At 53.6% G+C, this 15828-nt stretch carries 18 protein-coding genes; 5 read left to right on the top strand and 13 right to left on the bottom strand.

Going from position 1 to position 15828, the window contains the following annotated elements; translation table 11 throughout:
* The 10 genes from RJ53_RS06790 to cobT all read right to left on the bottom strand — a co-directional run bounded on the left by RJ53_RS06790 (position 1) and on the right by cobT (position 8254).
* The gene (locus tag RJ53_RS06790) at positions 1-345 is read right to left on the bottom strand and encodes a P-II family nitrogen regulator (RefSeq protein WP_211530873.1); all 345 of its coding nucleotides are present in this window, start codon (positions 343-345) and stop codon (positions 1-3) included.
* Positions 342-1076, bottom strand: coding sequence for a DUF1538 domain-containing protein (locus tag RJ53_RS06785; protein WP_211530872.1), 735 nt, complete (start codon positions 1074-1076; stop codon positions 342-344). The genes RJ53_RS06790 and RJ53_RS06785 overlap by 4 nt, the downstream gene beginning before the upstream one ends.
* Positions 1073-1765, bottom strand: coding sequence for a DUF1538 domain-containing protein (locus RJ53_RS06780; RefSeq protein ID WP_211530871.1), 693 nt, complete (start codon positions 1763-1765; stop codon positions 1073-1075). Before RJ53_RS06780 ends, RJ53_RS06785 begins: the two co-directional genes overlap by 4 nt.
* Positions 1766-1922: 157 nt before the next feature.
* Positions 1923-3209 carry an orotidine 5'-phosphate decarboxylase / HUMPS family protein gene (locus RJ53_RS06775; protein ID WP_211530870.1) on the bottom strand — a complete coding sequence of 429 codons (1287 nt, stop codon included), beginning with the start codon at positions 3207-3209 and terminating at the stop codon, positions 1923-1925.
* Between the two features lie 81 nt (positions 3210-3290).
* Positions 3291-3824, bottom strand: coding sequence for a nitroreductase family protein (locus RJ53_RS06770; protein WP_211530869.1), 534 nt, complete (start codon positions 3822-3824; stop codon positions 3291-3293).
* Between the two features lie 29 nt (positions 3825-3853).
* Complete coding sequence (locus RJ53_RS06765; RefSeq protein WP_211530868.1) at positions 3854-4819, bottom strand: DUF3821 domain-containing protein; 966 nt, start codon at positions 4817-4819, stop codon at positions 3854-3856.
* Between the two features lie 102 nt (positions 4820-4921).
* Positions 4922-6154 carry a TraB/GumN family protein gene (locus RJ53_RS06760; RefSeq protein WP_343221845.1) on the bottom strand — a complete coding sequence of 411 codons (1233 nt, stop codon included), beginning with the start codon at positions 6152-6154 and terminating at the stop codon, positions 4922-4924.
* Positions 6120-6662, bottom strand: a complete 543-nt coding sequence (locus RJ53_RS06755) for a YkgJ family cysteine cluster protein (RefSeq protein WP_211530867.1) — start codon at positions 6660-6662, stop codon at positions 6120-6122. The genes RJ53_RS06760 and RJ53_RS06755 overlap by 35 nt, the downstream gene beginning before the upstream one ends.
* Positions 6650-7204 (bottom strand): GMP synthase subunit A, encoded by a 555-nt coding sequence (locus RJ53_RS06750; protein WP_211530866.1) that lies wholly within the window; start codon positions 7202-7204, stop codon positions 6650-6652. Before RJ53_RS06750 ends, RJ53_RS06755 begins: the two co-directional genes overlap by 13 nt.
* A 39-nt stretch (positions 7205-7243) precedes the next feature.
* The gene (gene cobT / locus RJ53_RS06745) at positions 7244-8254 is read right to left on the bottom strand and encodes a nicotinate mononucleotide-dependent phosphoribosyltransferase CobT (protein WP_211530865.1); all 1011 of its coding nucleotides are present in this window, start codon (positions 8252-8254) and stop codon (positions 7244-7246) included.
* Positions 8255-8293: 39 nt separating this feature from the next.
* Between cobT and RJ53_RS06740 the strand changes: the two genes are divergently transcribed.
* Both RJ53_RS06740 and cobS read left to right on the top strand, forming a co-directional pair.
* Positions 8294-8728 carry a phosphatidylglycerophosphatase A gene (locus tag RJ53_RS06740; protein WP_211530864.1) on the top strand — a complete coding sequence of 145 codons (435 nt, stop codon included), beginning with the start codon at positions 8294-8296 and terminating at the stop codon, positions 8726-8728.
* Positions 8725-9450, top strand: coding sequence for an adenosylcobinamide-GDP ribazoletransferase (gene cobS, locus RJ53_RS06735; RefSeq protein ID WP_211530863.1), 726 nt, complete (start codon positions 8725-8727; stop codon positions 9448-9450). The genes RJ53_RS06740 and cobS overlap by 4 nt, the downstream gene beginning before the upstream one ends.
* A gap of 4 nt (positions 9451-9454) precedes the next feature.
* On the opposite strand, the gene RJ53_RS06730 is transcribed toward cobS, so the two are convergent.
* A complete protein-coding gene (locus RJ53_RS06730; RefSeq protein WP_211530862.1) occupies positions 9455-9760 on the bottom strand; it encodes a hypothetical protein in 306 nt (101 codons plus the stop codon).
* 158 nt (positions 9761-9918) lie between these two features.
* Between RJ53_RS06730 and tuf the strand changes: the two genes are divergently transcribed.
* From tuf to RJ53_RS06715, 3 genes are read left to right on the top strand one after another with little or no spacing between them, the layout of a single operon-like run.
* Positions 9919-11196 carry a translation elongation factor EF-1 subunit alpha gene (gene tuf, locus RJ53_RS06725; RefSeq protein ID WP_211530861.1) on the top strand — a complete coding sequence of 426 codons (1278 nt, stop codon included), beginning with the start codon at positions 9919-9921 and terminating at the stop codon, positions 11194-11196.
* 27 nt (positions 11197-11223) lie between these two features.
* On the top strand, positions 11224-11532 hold the full coding sequence (gene rpsJ / locus RJ53_RS06720; RefSeq protein ID WP_211530860.1) for a 30S ribosomal protein S10: 309 nt from the start codon (positions 11224-11226) through the stop codon (positions 11530-11532).
* A gap of 18 nt (positions 11533-11550) precedes the next feature.
* On the top strand, positions 11551-13158 hold the full coding sequence (locus RJ53_RS06715; RefSeq protein ID WP_211530859.1) for a flippase activity-associated protein Agl23: 1608 nt from the start codon (positions 11551-11553) through the stop codon (positions 13156-13158).
* A gap of 356 nt (positions 13159-13514) precedes the next feature.
* Here RJ53_RS06715 and RJ53_RS06710 read toward each other — a convergent pair whose 3' ends face one another.
* Both RJ53_RS06710 and RJ53_RS06705 read right to left on the bottom strand, forming a co-directional pair.
* Positions 13515-14624, bottom strand: a complete 1110-nt coding sequence (locus tag RJ53_RS06710) for a hypothetical protein (RefSeq protein ID WP_211530858.1) — start codon at positions 14622-14624, stop codon at positions 13515-13517.
* A 9-nt stretch (positions 14625-14633) separates the two neighbouring features.
* A complete protein-coding gene (locus tag RJ53_RS06705; protein WP_211530857.1) occupies positions 14634-15794 on the bottom strand; it encodes a tubulin/FtsZ family protein in 1161 nt (386 codons plus the stop codon).
* Positions 15795-15828 lie beyond the last annotated feature (34 nt).

The following is a 15828-nucleotide window of genomic DNA, read 5'->3' as shown; positions in this document are numbered from 1 at the left end:
CTATTCTTCCTCTTCTTCTTTTGTGAACATATGGACACGGCCTGCAACCTTATCGAGGCTGATGACAAAGGCGATTCCATTGCCCGGCTTTTCAAGCTCTGCTCCCAAAACGATGGCCTCGAGGATCATATCGGTCTGTTCAGGATTGACAATGGTGAGGATAATTTCCTTCTCAGGTTCGATTCGGAGCCCAAGGAGTGTCTGCATCTCATGGATGCCGGTTCCACGGCCGGGAATAATCGTGCCACCTGATGCACCTGCCCGACGGGATGCCTCGATCACCTGTTGTGACCAGCCTTTTTTGACGATTGTTACAATCAGTACTTTACAACCTTCACAGATCATGATGTATTCACCTTTTTCTTTTTGAAGTAGATGCCAAGGATGAGAATTGAGAGGATCGGTGCCAGAGCAATAAGTGCGATCAGCCCGAACCCGTCGATCACCGGATCGCGCCCTTCTATCCCCGTTGCCGCCCCAACGGCGAGTGCCATTAAGAAGGTGACCGCCATCGGGCCTGTTGCAACCCCGCCTGAATCGAAGGCGATCCCGACGAAGTCGCGGTCTGCAAACCAGAGGAGGATGATGGCGATGACGTATCCGGTGATGATGATTGGGAGGAATGAAAAGCCATAGACGATCCGCCCCATACCGAGTGCAACGGCAACCCCGACTCCGAGGGAGAGTGTATAGAGGATAAGTGTTCCCCTGATGAACCCGCTTGACGAGTTCTCGATCTCGTAACAGAGGATCCTGACTGCAGGCTCTGCATAGGTTGCAAGGAGTCCGAGGAGAAAACCGAAGGGGATGAGGATCCAGGGTTTCCCGATTGCGCTGAAGAAGGATCCGATCGCCTCACCTGCCGGGATAAAGGCGACTTTCACCCCCTGAAGGAAGAGGATCATCCCAAACAGGGTAAAGACAATTCCTTTGAAGAGATTGATGACATGCCCGATGGGGAGCTTCAGGTAGGTAATCTGAAAGAGGATGAAGAAGATCGAGAGCGGGATCAGTGCGATGATCGCTTCGAGGATGACATGGTCGATACCGGTCAGGATTCCAAGTTCTGCTATCATAGGAGTATCCCCAGCACCATGATTCCGATGATCGGGCCGATCGATGCAAGCCCTATCAGCCCAAAGCCATCAGTGAGCGTCGATCTTCCGGCAAGGACCGAGCTGAGACCTATACCGAGGGCGAGGATGAATGGGACGGTCAGCGGCCCGGTGGTGACGCCCCCGCCATCGTACGCGATCTGGAGGTAATCAGCCGGTGCGATGAAGGAGAGGATGATGACAACCATATACCCTGCTGCAAAGAGCCAGGTGATCGGGACGCCAAGGACGATACGGAGCATCGCCAGCATGACAAAGAAGCCGACTCCGATCGCAATTGAGAGGACAAGCGGGTTCTGGGCAATCTCTCCGTTGGATACCAGATCGACCATATTTGTCAGCACCCTGACATCAGGCTCGGCGACGGTTGCAAAGAATCCAAGCAGGAATGCGGTGATGATGACGAGATAGATCGATCCATGTTTTGGGAGATCTGATCCGATCGCCTCGCCCATCGGGAGCAGCCCGCTCTTCACCCCGATGAGGAAGAGCGTGATTCCCGTTGTCAGCATCATGACCCCGAGAATATAGTCGATCAGTTCTGCTGCGCCTGATCCGATCAGAACGAGTAATACCAGAAATACGATCACAGCAATGGGGGTGACCGCCTGCATCACTTCCCGCAGCGTCTCTTTTGCCTCGTGTAACATCTGCGCGACTCCGTTCCTTCAGTCATCTCTCTCTTCCGGAGAGGACGAATCCCTGATCGTCCTGGGTATGGTGATCCGGATTCGATTGGATACTAATTGTTCTGATAAAAGAAAAGTGATTGCTCCGGGACTATCCCGGCAGCCCCGTTTCCTCTGGTTACTGCTTCTCCCAGCGGAGGAGCTCCATCACAACCGAGAGGGTGGAACCCCTTCTGATCTCTTCGCGAAGTCGCTCCTCGGTCCGCGCAACAAGGACTGCGCGGCGGCTGATCTCATATGCCCGCTCTTTGGGAAGGACGACAACACCGCTTGCATCCCCGATGATCCAGTCGCCCGGCCGCACCTGCTGACCGCAGCAAACAATCTCCGCATTGATCTCTCCAAACCCTTTGGGCTCTCCGGCATTCGGGACCGCTGCTGTTGCATAGAGTGGAATTGTCATTTCGAGGATATCGTCAAGGTCACGAACCGCCCCGTCGATGATGACGCCGGCGACGCCCTTGTTCTGGCAGGAGAGTGTTGCCAGTTCTCCCCATGGAGCGATGGTGGTATCCCGGCTGTTGTTGATGACGATCACATCCCCGGGAGATGCGAGATCAATCGCCTCGACGGGTTTTGCCCAGTCTCCGGCAAAGGTCTGGACGGTGACGGCACGCCCGATCATCTTCCCGGTTCCGGAGTACCGCTTCAGGCCGTTCATCGCACCTTTCCGATGCATCGCATCGGAGACGTTTGATGAGGATGCCTCCTCCAGCATCGATCGGATCTCGTCCGTCTGATCCCGCTTCTGTTGGGATCGTGGCCCGGGTGCATCGATAGCAGAACGTATTGCGGCGGTTGACGCAGTGACATCGCTCGATCGGATGATTGCTCCACCGATGATGACGATCTCTGCCCCATGTGTCACTGCCTCTGCCGCCCGCGCAGCATCAAGGCCGCCGGCAGCGGCAATCGGGATCGATACCGCGCCGGCGAGGCGATCGAGAAGCTCAAGAGAACTTTTTCCGACCATCTGCTGATCAATGCCGACATGGGCATTGATGATATGCACGCCCATCTCCTCAAGTTCCCGGGCCCGGCTGATGGGATCTCTGACCGTCATCATATCCCCCATCAACCGGACGCCATAGAGATCTGCTGCCCGGACCGCCTCCCTGATGACCGAGTCGTCTGCATCGGCGAGGATACAGATGATATCTGCCCCTGCTTTTGCCGCCATCTCGACCTCGAGGGCTCCTGTATCGCTCACCTTCATATCAGCGATGAGGGTAATCTTCGGGTGGCGTCGCCGGATCTCCCGGATAGCACCCATCCCCTCGCTCTTGATGAGCGGGGTGCCTATCTCAATCCAGTCCGCACCTCCTGCTATCGCCTCCTCTGTGATCGCATAGGCACGGGCAAGATCAAGGATATCAAGTGCAACCTGAAGAACCGGTGGTGTCATGGATATCTTTTGGGTGTTTCATCAGGCATAAATGCTGGTCTGAATTGGCCACCATCCAGAGAGAAAAGGGGGGTGGATGGGTCACTCGTTTGAGTACCGGTCCTTAAAGGTGATATCAGTGAGGAGCTTCTTCTTCGCAAGGACAAACCCTTCAGTCTTTGCCTCGCCTGCAGCGATGAGAGAGATGAGTTTGTACTTCTCAGGGACGCCAAGGAGCTTTCTGATCGGCTCGGCATACTCCTTCCCCTCGCCCGCAACCCAGCAGGAGCCGATCCCATATCCGGTCAGGGCGATGAGGATATTCTCGGTTGCCGCACAACAGTCCTCAAGGACATACTCCTGGTCGCGCTCACCGAAGACGGCAAAGCAGACCGGAGCCTCGGCGATGAACTTACCGTGTGTCGTAAGGTCAGCGATCTGACTCCTGAGCGTCTGGTCAGTGATCGTCCCGAATATCCAGGGCTGGATATTTCGTGCTGATGGCGCAGATTTAGCACAGTCGAGGACCTTTCTGATGATCTCCTCGGGGATCGGGGTGTCCTTAAAGTTCCTGATACTGTGGCGTGCCTGGATGATGGTCACGCCGAAGTTCGCGATGTTCTTGTTCTGGATCATAGTACATCAGAGTATTGTTCTTATGGTTATTATTTTCGTATCAAGAGGCATATCACCAGCGTCAGGGCGACAAGGGCGATGAGAGCACTCGCCGGGGCTGGCTCCGGGGTTGGCGTTGGTACTACCGGAGTCTCGGTGACAGGGGGTGTCTCTGCCGGCGTTGGTGTTGCCGGGAGGGTGGTCGGTTCCGGGGTGGGGGGTGCCGTCGGAAGAGGTGTCACCGGGGGCGTGGTGATTGTCGGGATGGTTGTCCGGGAGAGTGATACCGACTCATCGCGGGCGGTGATCGTCTTTCCGACGACATGATAATTATCCTTCATGTTGTTTGCGTCACAGAATGCATAGAAGTCGTAGACTCCCCGGCTATACCCGGCATCAGGATACCAGATCCCCCCGGTCATAAATGGTGACCGGTCGACGGCGAAGATGAGGGGGGTACTGACACCAGCTCTGTTGCTCAGTGCAGAATACTCAACCCCCTCTTCTCCTGTGACTCGTACCTCGATTGGAGCTCCGGTAACCCCTGGCCGCTGTGCCATCGCATCAAGGTTGGTTGTTATCCGAAACTGCAGTTCAAAGTCCATAGGGACCCAGAGCCCTGTCCGGTCGATGGCTCCGTAATCAACATCAAATACCCGGATCTGGAGAAACGGATCGGCAACCATGAATGCGGGATTCCCGGTTGCAAGATTATACCAGACACCGATCCGATCCGAGAAGATCTGTGGTGATACGAAAAATGAGGTTGCATCACTGACAACGACGGTGGTATCCGGATCCCCGGTGGCCGGGGATCGTCCCGCTGCAAACCAGCCGAGAGTATCACCATCTGCGACTCCGCAGGCAGTAATATCAACCCCCTCTTCCCCGATAAAGACGGTTCCTCCGGCAGGGATGTCGGATATGGCCGCCGCCGCCGGGCTGATGAGGAGCATGGCCAGAATACAGGCCAGTCCGGTGATAATGACCTGTGTATAGGTTCTAATTCCTTTCATATTATTCTTTAGAACCCTTTCCACTACTTGAGTCTTTCCCGCTGCCGCTCATTCTCCTGCTTCACGGCACCTCTTGAAAAATAGGAATCATTCTGATTCTTTTTACCAGAAAGACGAGATAATCTCCCAGATATTGGCCACCCCTTCCCCGATGAGAACCGTCGGATCGATCCCAAGGAGCGGGAAGATAAAGAGGAAGTAGAGGACGGTTCCAAGGGTGCTCCCCAGGTTGGCAAGTGCTGCGACAAGGACGACACGGAAGAGCGGGATTGTGCTCATCTCGGTGATACTCTCTGCTTTACTGATGGCCTTGAAGTCCGAGAACGCAGGTTTTCGGATCTTCGCCTCAACGATTGCAGCAAACCAGCCGGCCGCGATCAGGGGGTTGAGTGAGGTGAGCCATGCGGCAGAAAAGGCGACACCTGCTGAGATTGGATGGCCTCGTGCAAGAATGGTTCCAAGGGCTGCCAGTGTACCGTTGATAGCAATCCACCAGAGGAACGCTGTTGCGAGCACATCCATGCCTACTCCCGAGCATGCGATGATGATAAAGAGGGAGATGAAGAGGGCGAGGACGCCGACGCCGATGATCTTTCCCCATGGCAGGCGTTTCGTCTGTTTGGTGAGATCCCGGAGAGGGGGGAGTGTCTGAGGTTCTGACAGGTACTGTGTGACACCCTTCAGATGTCCGGCACCGATGACGGCGAGGACCTTCTGGTCTCCCCGTACGAGTGGGATGAGGTTGTGGGCAAGATATGCGTCCCGTTCATCAATCAGTGCCCTTGCTCCGTTTGGCGAGAACTTCCGGAATTCCTCAAGTGCAAGGGTGACGACATCCTGATCGGTGAGGGCGTCGATATCGATCTCCTCTCCTCCGACACCTGTTGCTGATATCGCAAGGGCATAGATCATCCTGAACTTCTCACGAAATGTCATCCCATCCCAGAAACGGGAGAGGGTGATCCTGATATCGCGGTCGATGAGGGCTATTCTGATCCCACGCTCTTCTGCAAGCCGGATTGCCTCTTTCATCTCTGCGCCCGGTTCAATCCCGACGTTCATCCCGATCTTCCGCTGGACATAGCCAAGAAGCCACTGGACGAGCAGCTGTGTGAAATTACCCCCCTTCAGGATGTCAGAGACTCCCGGGGCCTCTCCCCCGGCATCCTGTTGTTTCAGTGCGGCATACCGGGGGGGATCGAGCTCAACCGCGATGATATCGGGCTCAAACTCTGCCACTCCGGCAATGACCTCGTCGATACTCTTCTGTGAGACATGCGCCGTCCCGATTATCTTCAGTTCACCCATGAATGCTCCACATACCCTGACTGTCAAAGACGACGGTTTCACCCGCCGGAATTGATGATTCTGAAAAGATTTTTCGGATCACCTGCTCTTCCCTCTCTTCAGCCTCCTCTCGTTTAAGAAGTGCCGTTGCAAGTGATCGTGCGTCTGCCTCTGTTATATCCCCCCCCAGGCCCGGGCAGTCGGAGATGACCAGCTCTCCCCCCTCAAGCATGAAGGGGTAGGTCCGGCAGATCCAGGGGCGTACCTGATAGATACTACATCGCTTATCTGGAGAGAGGAAGATGCACCGCTCATCCTTCATCCGGAGACACCATGCAAAGGTGAACCGTCTTCCGTCATTTGCATCGATAAATTCGGGATAGGGTGCTGCAATATCATTTCTCCCCATCGCTGTTGCCTCGAGTATCTCTCCGATCTCATCCGGGGAGATGATCACCCTGCTCTGCTCCTCGTCTCCAGTGCAGCAGCCCCCGCATCCGGTGCAGGCAAACCCGATCTCTTTAATCGCTCCGGCAAGGTCGCTTACTCTCTGCATATCTCGTCGAAGTTTCTGTAGATGAGGCTGCCGTTCTCTGTATGACTCACTTCAGGGTGCCACTGGAGGCCAAAGATCCGTCTCTCTTCAGATCCCATCGCTTCAATATCGCAGATTGGGGATCTGGCAAGGATGGTAAATCCTTCAGGTACGCGCTTCACCTCATCGGTATGGGATGCCCAGACATGGATGGCATCAGGATACCCTGCAAGGATGGCTCCATGCTCTTCTATCATCACATCAACACCGCCATATCCCCCGCTTCTACCCGATCCTATCTCTCCGCCGAGGGATCGTGCAATGAGCTGATGGCCAAGGCATATACCAAGGATGGGGAGATCGAGATCAAGATACTCGGCACACCGTCCGGTTCTCTCGATACTCGGCCCGCCTCCCAGGATGATCCCGCGGCATCCGTCCGCCACTTCTTCCGGGGGGGTGGTGTTTGGGATCATCTTTACCTCAATCTCAAGGTCACGGAGCATCCGGTGAATGAGATGATTAAACTGCCCATGGTTATTGACAACAAAGATTGGTTGCATATTCCTGTAAAAATATTGATGCTTGTCCCTCTTATCTCTTCAGGAGTAGGCTTCGACTGTTCTCATGATTGCATCACGGATCATTGATCCGGTGTGCCCTAACGCTCTGGCGAGATACATCGCGCCACCTGCCCCCATCCCCTCCTTCACCTCTCCGATACAGTACCGGGCAAGGCCGGAGTGGCCGGTTTCACCAAATCCGGGATCAACATAGACGGGAGAGAGACCGATTGCCCCTGCGATCTCCCTGAAGTTTGCAGACGGGTCGTCATGAACATAGATGGTCGTGGCTATCTTTGGTAGCCGGACACCTCTCGCCTTCGTAAGCGCGGCGACAGAGAGCATCTGGGTCCCTCCTGCAAGTATAATCTCTCCGGAGAAGCCTTCAACCATCCCGGCGGCGGCAGGGATCATCGGGTCTCCGGCAGCAGCGACAATATCGAGGGGTTCGGTGATGCCTTCGTCCCGGATTCTCTGAAGAACCGCCCCTGCAATCTCTTCTTTCAGTGAATGCGGGTTATCGATGAAACTGCTTGAGACGCGGGCATCATACCCGAGGCCGCGCAGGACGCAGAGGGATGTGGTTGTCCCGCCCGGAACGCATTCTCCAATGACGAGCATATCAGAGAGCCGTGAGAGGAACGCTCCGAGTTCTCTGCCTCTCTGATAGAGCATCCCTGCCATCGGGACGGCATCGGAGATCCGTGGATCTCTCCCCGGTTCTCCACAAAGATGGTAGGTTGGTGTTGTTGCCGGATGTTCAAGACCGGCGTTGATGAAGAAGGGGGCGAGGCCGCAGAGCTGCATCATCGCCCGCGTGATGGTGGCGGGTGTCGGGCATCCGGTCGGTGTATTCGGTCGGATCGGCATACTGGTGATCCTCCCGTCTGCGATCAGTTCGGCATCGAGAATGGGTGTAAAGACGGTCTTTTCAGGGGAAGGGCCTGCCCCGGATATTCCCGGTACCTTGGAGAGCATTGTGTTTGCCAGTATCGGCGCAAAAACAGGTCGTTTCGGATGGTATGTGATCTCTTCAGATAAAAATGCCATATAGGTTAATGATTGCCTGCTTCCCAGATAATAGTCATTATGTTTGAGATAGAAGAGCGCCTCCTTGCCCTTGGTGTGGGTATGGATGCGATACTGAATGCCGGAATGGAGCTGTACGTTCCCCATGGACTGACGGCAGATGAAGGACGGCTGGTTCTTGAGAGGAATATCCGGCGTGCCCTTGGAGATCCAAATGTCTCTGCGATGCTCCTCTCTGCAATTCTCCTTGAAGAGGAGTTGTATGCGAAACGAAAGGACTCAGAGATTGCAGATGATCCCGTATTCCTCCTTGCAGATGAGATCATCGGGATGGCGATTGCGGAGATCATCGCAGGTACCTATGCGAGGTTTGAGTTTACCAGGTATGATCAGAAGAAGCCGGGAATCCTCTCGCAGCTTGGACCCTTCATGGATGATGCTGTCGCCGGTCTTATTGCCGGGTGCACATCAAAACTCTATAGTGAAGGTCAATGAGCCTCTTTGAGGGAGTCCGGGCGCTTCTTCAGTTCTCAACAATACTTCCTGCTGGGCGATCAGCAGACTTTGAGGCCTTTGCGAAGCGATCCTATCTCTATCCGCTTGCAGGGTACCTGATCGGGGCCGTTTCCCTCCTCCCACTCTTCGTCATTCCGAATCCTCTGGCAGGAGCAGCTCTTTCGATCGGTCTTCTCCTCTTCCTCTCAGGATGCAACCATTTCGATGGCCTCCTTGATCTTGGAGACGGGCTGATGGCACACGGGAGTCGTGAGATTCGGATCAGAGCCCTGACGGATCGCCAGATAGGGGCAGGCGGTGTTGCCATGGGTGTCACCATCACCCTCATCTCATTTGGATCTCTCTCTGCACTTGCTGCGATCCCGGCTGTTCTGCTCATCGCCGAGGTCGCATCAAAGGCATCCATGGCAACCCTTACGGCTCTTGGAGCGCCCTTTCGTGATGGGATTCACAGTTTTTTGTACGAACGCGCACGATGGTGGTTCGTGATTCCTGCATGGCTCCTCGCTCTGCCGCTCTTTCTGCTTTCCCTTCCCTGGATGGCTGTTGCCGTAGCACTGGGAGCGGCAGTATCGGCAACAGGAATCCTGCTTGTTGGTGCCCGCCGGCTCTTTGGTGGGATCAACGGTGATCTTGTTGGAGCATCAAATGAGATTGTGAGGGCTGTTGTGCTCCTCACATTTGTGATTATGCTTGCCTGAAAAATCAGCGTGCTGAGAGGTGGGAAAAACCGGTCCCCTTCTCATCGGCACACTCGATCGCCTCTGCGCGGGGATCCTCGATCAGCTGGTTGAACATCATCGCTGCGGTGAGAAGATCCTGATCCGATGCCCGGCCCCGCTGGAGCTTCTCATAGGTCTGGACAAGCGGAGATGGCGTCAGCCTTTTGGCGATCCGTATACCTGCACAGTGCTTGCAGTAGGCGCACCGGATATGGATCGCGACCTCCCCTGTCGCGCACTCGACGGTGATTCGGTTGTTTGGTCCTCGAATAAATGGAAGCGTCTTCATGACGGGAGGATAGGATCGGATAGTTCATCATTGTATCGTTTCTTTTGAGGAATTCCGGCGAAAAGTGAAATATTTTATATAGTTGCCTTTCCAATCTATTATACTCGCATTGGACAGGCTGCACGCTTGACTGTCTCTATATGAGTGGAGGATTGAGAATGGCAGCAGATAAGCCACACATGAATTTAGCCGTTATCGGCCACATTGACCACGGAAAGTCAACTACGGTTGGTCGCCTTCTTTTCGAGACCGGTGCTGTAGCCCAGCACGTTCTTGATTCATACAAGAAGGAGGCCGAATCGAAGGGAAAGGGCTCTTTCGAGTTTGCATGGGTTATGGACAATCTCAAAGAGGAGCGTGAGCGTGGTATCACCATCGACATCGCCCACAAGAGGTTCGACACTGCGAAGTACTACTTCACCGTTGTCGACTGTCCAGGCCACCGTGACTTCGTCAAGAACATGATCACCGGTGCTTCCCAGGCAGATGCAGCAGTCCTTGTTGTCGCTGCACCTGACGGCCCGATGGAGCAGACCAAGGAGCACGTCTTCCTTTCAAGAACACTCGGTATTAACCAGCTGATCATCGCCGTCAACAAGATGGACGCCGTACAGTACAGCGAGAAGCGGTTCAATGAAGTGAAGCAGCAGGTCACTGATCTGATCAAGATGGTCGGATTTAAGCCTGAAGAGACACTTTTCATCCCGATAAGCTCCTTTACCGGTGTCAACGTCTCAAAGAAGTCCCCGGAGACCCCATGGTATAACGGCCCGACATTCCTTGAGGCACTTGACACACTCAAAGAGCCTGAGAAGCCCACCGACAAGCCACTCCGTCTCCCGATCCAGGATGTCTATACCATCTCCGGTATCGGAACCGTTCCTGTCGGACGTGTTGAGACCGGTCTCCTGAAGAAGGGTATGAAGGTTTCGTTCATGCCTGCCAACAAGGAGGGGGAGGTAAAATCCATCGAGATGCACCATGAAGAGCATGCACAGGCAGGACCCGGCGACAATGTTGGTTTCAACGTTCGTGGTATCGCAAAGAACGATATCCGCCGTGGAGATGTCTGTGGACCGGTCGATGCACCACCAACCGTTGCAGAGGAGTTCACCGCCCAGGTCGTTGTCCTTCAGCACCCAAGTGTCCTCTCCGTCGGGTACACCCCGGTCTTCCACTGTCACACAGCACAGGTTGCCTGCACCTTCCTCGAGCTTCAGAAGAAGCTTGATCCACGGAGTGGTCAGGTCAAGGAGGAGAACCCTGCCTTCCTTAAAGCCGGAGATGCTGCTATCGTAAAGATTGTTCCCACCCGCCCCCTCGTCATCGAGAAGGCAAAAGAGCTTCCGCAGCTCGGCCGCTTTGCGGTCCGTGATATGGGATCCACCATCGCTGCAGGTATTGTCCTTGACATAAAAGCGAAGCAGATGAGATAAGTATCTCATCTTTTACGGTGACCCTCTATGCAGAAAGCCAGAATACGCCTTACCGGGACAGACTACGAAAAAATTGAGACGGTTTGCTCACGCATCCGTGAGATTGCTGAACGAACCGGTGTTAATTTAGCAGGTCCGATATCACTCCCGACGAAGCGTCTTATCGTCCCCATCCGGAAAAGCCCGGATGGAGAAGGGACGGCAACGTGGGATCGCTGGCAGATGCGTGTACATAAGCGGCTCATCGATATCGATGCCGACGAGCGTGCACTCCGCCAGCTGATGCGGATCCAGGTGCCCAAGGACATCGGCATTGAGATCGTCCTTGAGGGATGATCATCGTGAGATAGCGGCATGAAAGCCGCACCGGATACATCAATTTTTCAGCGACTCCTTTCACCGGAGTTACTACTCTTTTACGTCATTCTCCTGGCAGCTATTCTTCGGTTTGCCTTTCTGGATCTGAAACTCTATCACCATGATGAGGTAGTTCACGCATGGTTTGCCTACGAACTTCTGACAAAAGGGACCTATATCTACGATCCACAGTTTCATGGGCCATTCCTCTTCTATCTGACGGCCGGGATCTTCTCCCTCTTTGGGGATTCTGATCTCGTCGGCCGGCTGTTGCCTGCATTCCTTGGAACTGCCCTCATAGCGCTCGTCTATCCGCTTTATCGGATGGGATACCTTGATGCACGGCAGATGCTCGTCGCTGCTGTACTTCTGGCGTTTTCACCGGAGATGGTTTATTTCTCCCGGTTCCTCAGAAATGATATCTTTATCGCTTTCTTTACCCTCCTCCTCATCGTCGCTGCGTGTGCATACTTCAGGTATGAAAAACTCAGATACGCACTGGTTGCTGCAGTTGCGGCTGCACTTGGGATGACGAGTAAAGAGAATATGCCCATCGTCCTTGTGATCCTCGGCTCATACCTCCTCTTTGCAATCTGGACGAGGCGTCTGGTCTTTCCGATCACCTGGCGACGGGATCTCATCTCTGCAACGATCCTTGGTGCTGGTATCATCGCCCTCTTCTATTCGTCCTTTGGCTCACATCCCGAGATTGTCCTGCAGGCCGGACAGATGGCAATCTCTCACTGGATGGAGATGCATGGGGTTGAGCGGCTTGGAGGTCCGTGGTACTTTTATCTGGTCTTCCTGGTCCTCTATGAGGTGCCGATTCTCATTCTGGCAGCACTTGGTATGATTCATTTTATTCTTGGGGGGACGATCATCGGGAGTATCCGGTCTCTCGGGGAGAGCGGGAAGTCTGACCGCATGCTGCTCTCTCGATCAGGCATATCTGATGAGATTCGAGCCATCTTCTGCCGTCCGGATCCCGGTATCACCTATGATCCAAAGTTTGAGTTCATCCGGTTCTCAATCTGGTGGATGATCGCCTCCCTGGTTGTCTATGCATATATTGGCGAGAAGGTCCCCTGGCTCATCCTCCACCAGCTCCTTCCGATGATCTTCGTTGCCACCTTCATGCTGGATCGGGCCAAGGTGGTGATCATCGGCCTCGGCATCATCTTCCTCTTCGGGATGACGATGCATATCGCCTTTACTCCTGCCGATATCGCTGAGCCGATTGTACAGGTTCAGAATTCAGAAGATCTCCGTATTCTGATGAAATGGATCGATGAATCTGACCGTGTCGCCATTGCAACAGATATCTACTGGCCGCTTCCATGGTATTATCGGGGGGAGCGATGGGAGCCGTTCACCCTCTATGGAGACAGACCGAATGAAGGGTCTCTCATCTCCGGGAATTATGATCTCATCATCACCCATGATCGGAACAGTTTTGATGCACTTCCTGGTTATGAGAAGGTGACGTTGCGTCACAGCTACTGGGTGACGTATCATGAGGTGAAAGGAAACCTGGTCTGGTATTACTTTACGAGGCAGGTGGCGACTGGTGGCCAGAACTTCGACGTCTTCAGACGAGTAGCATAGGAGAAAGGTTTGTTCCTCTTCTCCCTCGTTTTTGATTTAGATCAAGACAGGACTCCCGGGTTCCTGGCGGTGTGATCTGTACGGCAGTATTCTCTCTGATATCTCTCTGTTACTGCCTGATGGAACCGCTTCCTGATTGTCATGGGTCGGATTACCCTGGGGTATTCAGCGACACCACTTCTCTTCCTGCTGAAGCCTCCTTCAATACCGCTCTCAAGGATCGTGTAGAGTTCAATAGAGAAGTGTCCTTAATTGCCATTATTCGGTATCGCTACACTACCTTTATCAAAACAGGATTATCCCAGGAATATTAAGTGAAGAATAGATCGAATAAAAAAAGTGGTTGGGTAATGATATTATCCCAGCTCATCCCAGGCACGTCGTTTCTTCACAACAACGAAGCCGATAACTACAATGATGATACCTGCGATAATGATCCAGAGGAACGGCTTGTCGGGGTCGACGACGGTCGGGAGAGACTCAATATCCTCCTTAAGATCCCGTGCCTCCTGAAGTACTCTCTGTCCATCCTCTACTGCATCCTGTGCCTGTGTCTCGGCACGTGCATAGTTTCCTACCTCAAATGAGTCTTTTGCCGTATCTATGAGATTCTTGATACTCTGACGTTTGGAGGTGAGCAGGATGACACGCGAGTCGCCTGCCCTCCCCTGTTCATTTGAGAGATAGTCGATGATACTATCGATCTCAGCCAGATATCCTTCTGCTGTACTGATCGAATGCTGGACGACAGCCTGTTCGAGGAGAATTTTTGCTTCATCGATGTTTGTCCGTGCTGTGCTCAAATGAGTCTGTGCGGTACCGACATTTGTTCCTGCCGCACTCGCACTCTCAAGGGCCGTCCGGGCTGCGTTATACTTGACTTCGATGGCAGCTGTGTTGACGCCGTCACTTTGAGCGGCATCAATTGAAGTCTTCAGCGTCTGAAGATCTGCCTTTGCAGAATTTATCGATGACTGTACTTCAGCAGGGTTAACGACTTTCCTGGTGATGCTATATTCTCCGCCTCCCCGGACAACGTCATTTGGACCAAGTTGCCGGATACGGAGGATCGTTTTATCATCTGTGGTTGTCACTTCCGGCGTGGTCCCTTCGAGATTGACCCGGACTTTCAGATCCATTGATCCCGGATACTCAAGCTCAAAACCACTGATACGCACGATTCTCCCGGTGTCAAGCGGACGTGGATTTTCTATCGCATTCAAAACGATTACTATGTTCCATCGTACCGATTCGAGTTCGGTATAGAACTGGAGCGTATCTGAACTGGGGAAGGTTGTTCCCGATGTTGTTGGAAAAGATACTGTTGTATCAATATTTACTCTCGTTCCGGGTGCAAGGTCTCCACTTGGGATGCCTGATGGCGGCTGTACTGTAAAGGCTGAAACCGATACGGTACAGAGTGCCAGGCAGGCGATAAGTATCAGTAATAACCGTCCTTGTATCATATCTTCTCCTCACTCAAAGAGCGGGTCAATAGCATCTTCAAACATCGTTGACTGCCGCTCCTTGGATCTGATGACATCCTGTTTTGTCTCTTTTGCTACTTCAAGAAGTTCGGTGATTCGGGGTGCGTTTCCGATCGTGGCGAGGACAACGACCGCAGCGATATATGTTGAATCGACAGGGTAGTCACCACCTCTTACCTCAACTCCTGCAATGTTCTCTTCAACCCATGACTTGGACTTTTCAACACCTTTTCGGTCAAGCTCATCCGGAGGCCCTGCAACCAGAACCAGAGCACGTTCGGCGGTCGTGTAGTCGCAGGGAAGGGTCAGGCGACCGAGCATCGCCCTTCTGATAAGCCCGATGATCTTCGCGGACTTATCCTCCCCGGTAAGGAGGTTCTCCCCCTTATCTTTCCGTCCAAATCCTGAGAAGATACTCTTCTTCGGTTTGCTCTTTGTGATCACATCAGAGATTGCATACCCGATGGTTGAGATTCCACCGCCCCTGAGGGTGTTGATTATCTCGGATGAGTCTACGACCATCTCACCAACGCCGAGTTTTCCAACCTCTCCTGCGCGGAAGAGGACGCCAAACCGGCGGACAAGCTCTTCGTTGAGGCGCTCGTATGCGCTTTTAACACTCTCTCCCTCGTTCTTCCATGCACTGTTATCGAAGATGAAGGTGTTATCAGCTTCATTCACAAGGGTGGCCAGACTGCGGGCGGCATTATAAGAATAGAGTCTCCCTTCTTCGGGGGCGGGAATCATCCCGAGGGCATAGACCGGCTCCCTGTAGATTCGTTTCAGATGGCGGCAAAGTACAGGGGTTCCACCGGATCCCGTTCCTCCTCCAAGACCGGCAACGACGACGAAGGCATCGATATCATGTGTTCCTCTGGTATCGATTGCATTAATGATGGTGTCGATCTCGTCAGCTGCGATCTTTGCGCCGGTAACGTTATCGGTTCCTACACCGTGCCCTTTTACCACAGTCTGGCCAATGAGGAGGCGATCTTTCATCTCGATATGTTTCAGTCCCATGAGATCGGTACGTGCCGTATTCACGGCGATACCGCGAAAACTACCATACTGGAGTTTTCGATCCATGGCAAGGAACATATCGACGATCTTCCCCCCTGCCTGTCCGAATCCGATGAAAAATACTCGCATTTAGGTGACACCATCCATACTAATGATTTTACCT

Origin of the sequence: Methanocalculus chunghsingensis (genome assembly GCF_018132105.1) — an archaeon.
Classification (GTDB): Archaea; Halobacteriota; Methanomicrobia; order Methanomicrobiales; family Methanocorpusculaceae; genus Methanocalculus; species Methanocalculus chunghsingensis.
Note: the sequence above shows the minus strand (reverse complement) of the source record. Positions and strands in the feature narration are given on the sequence as shown.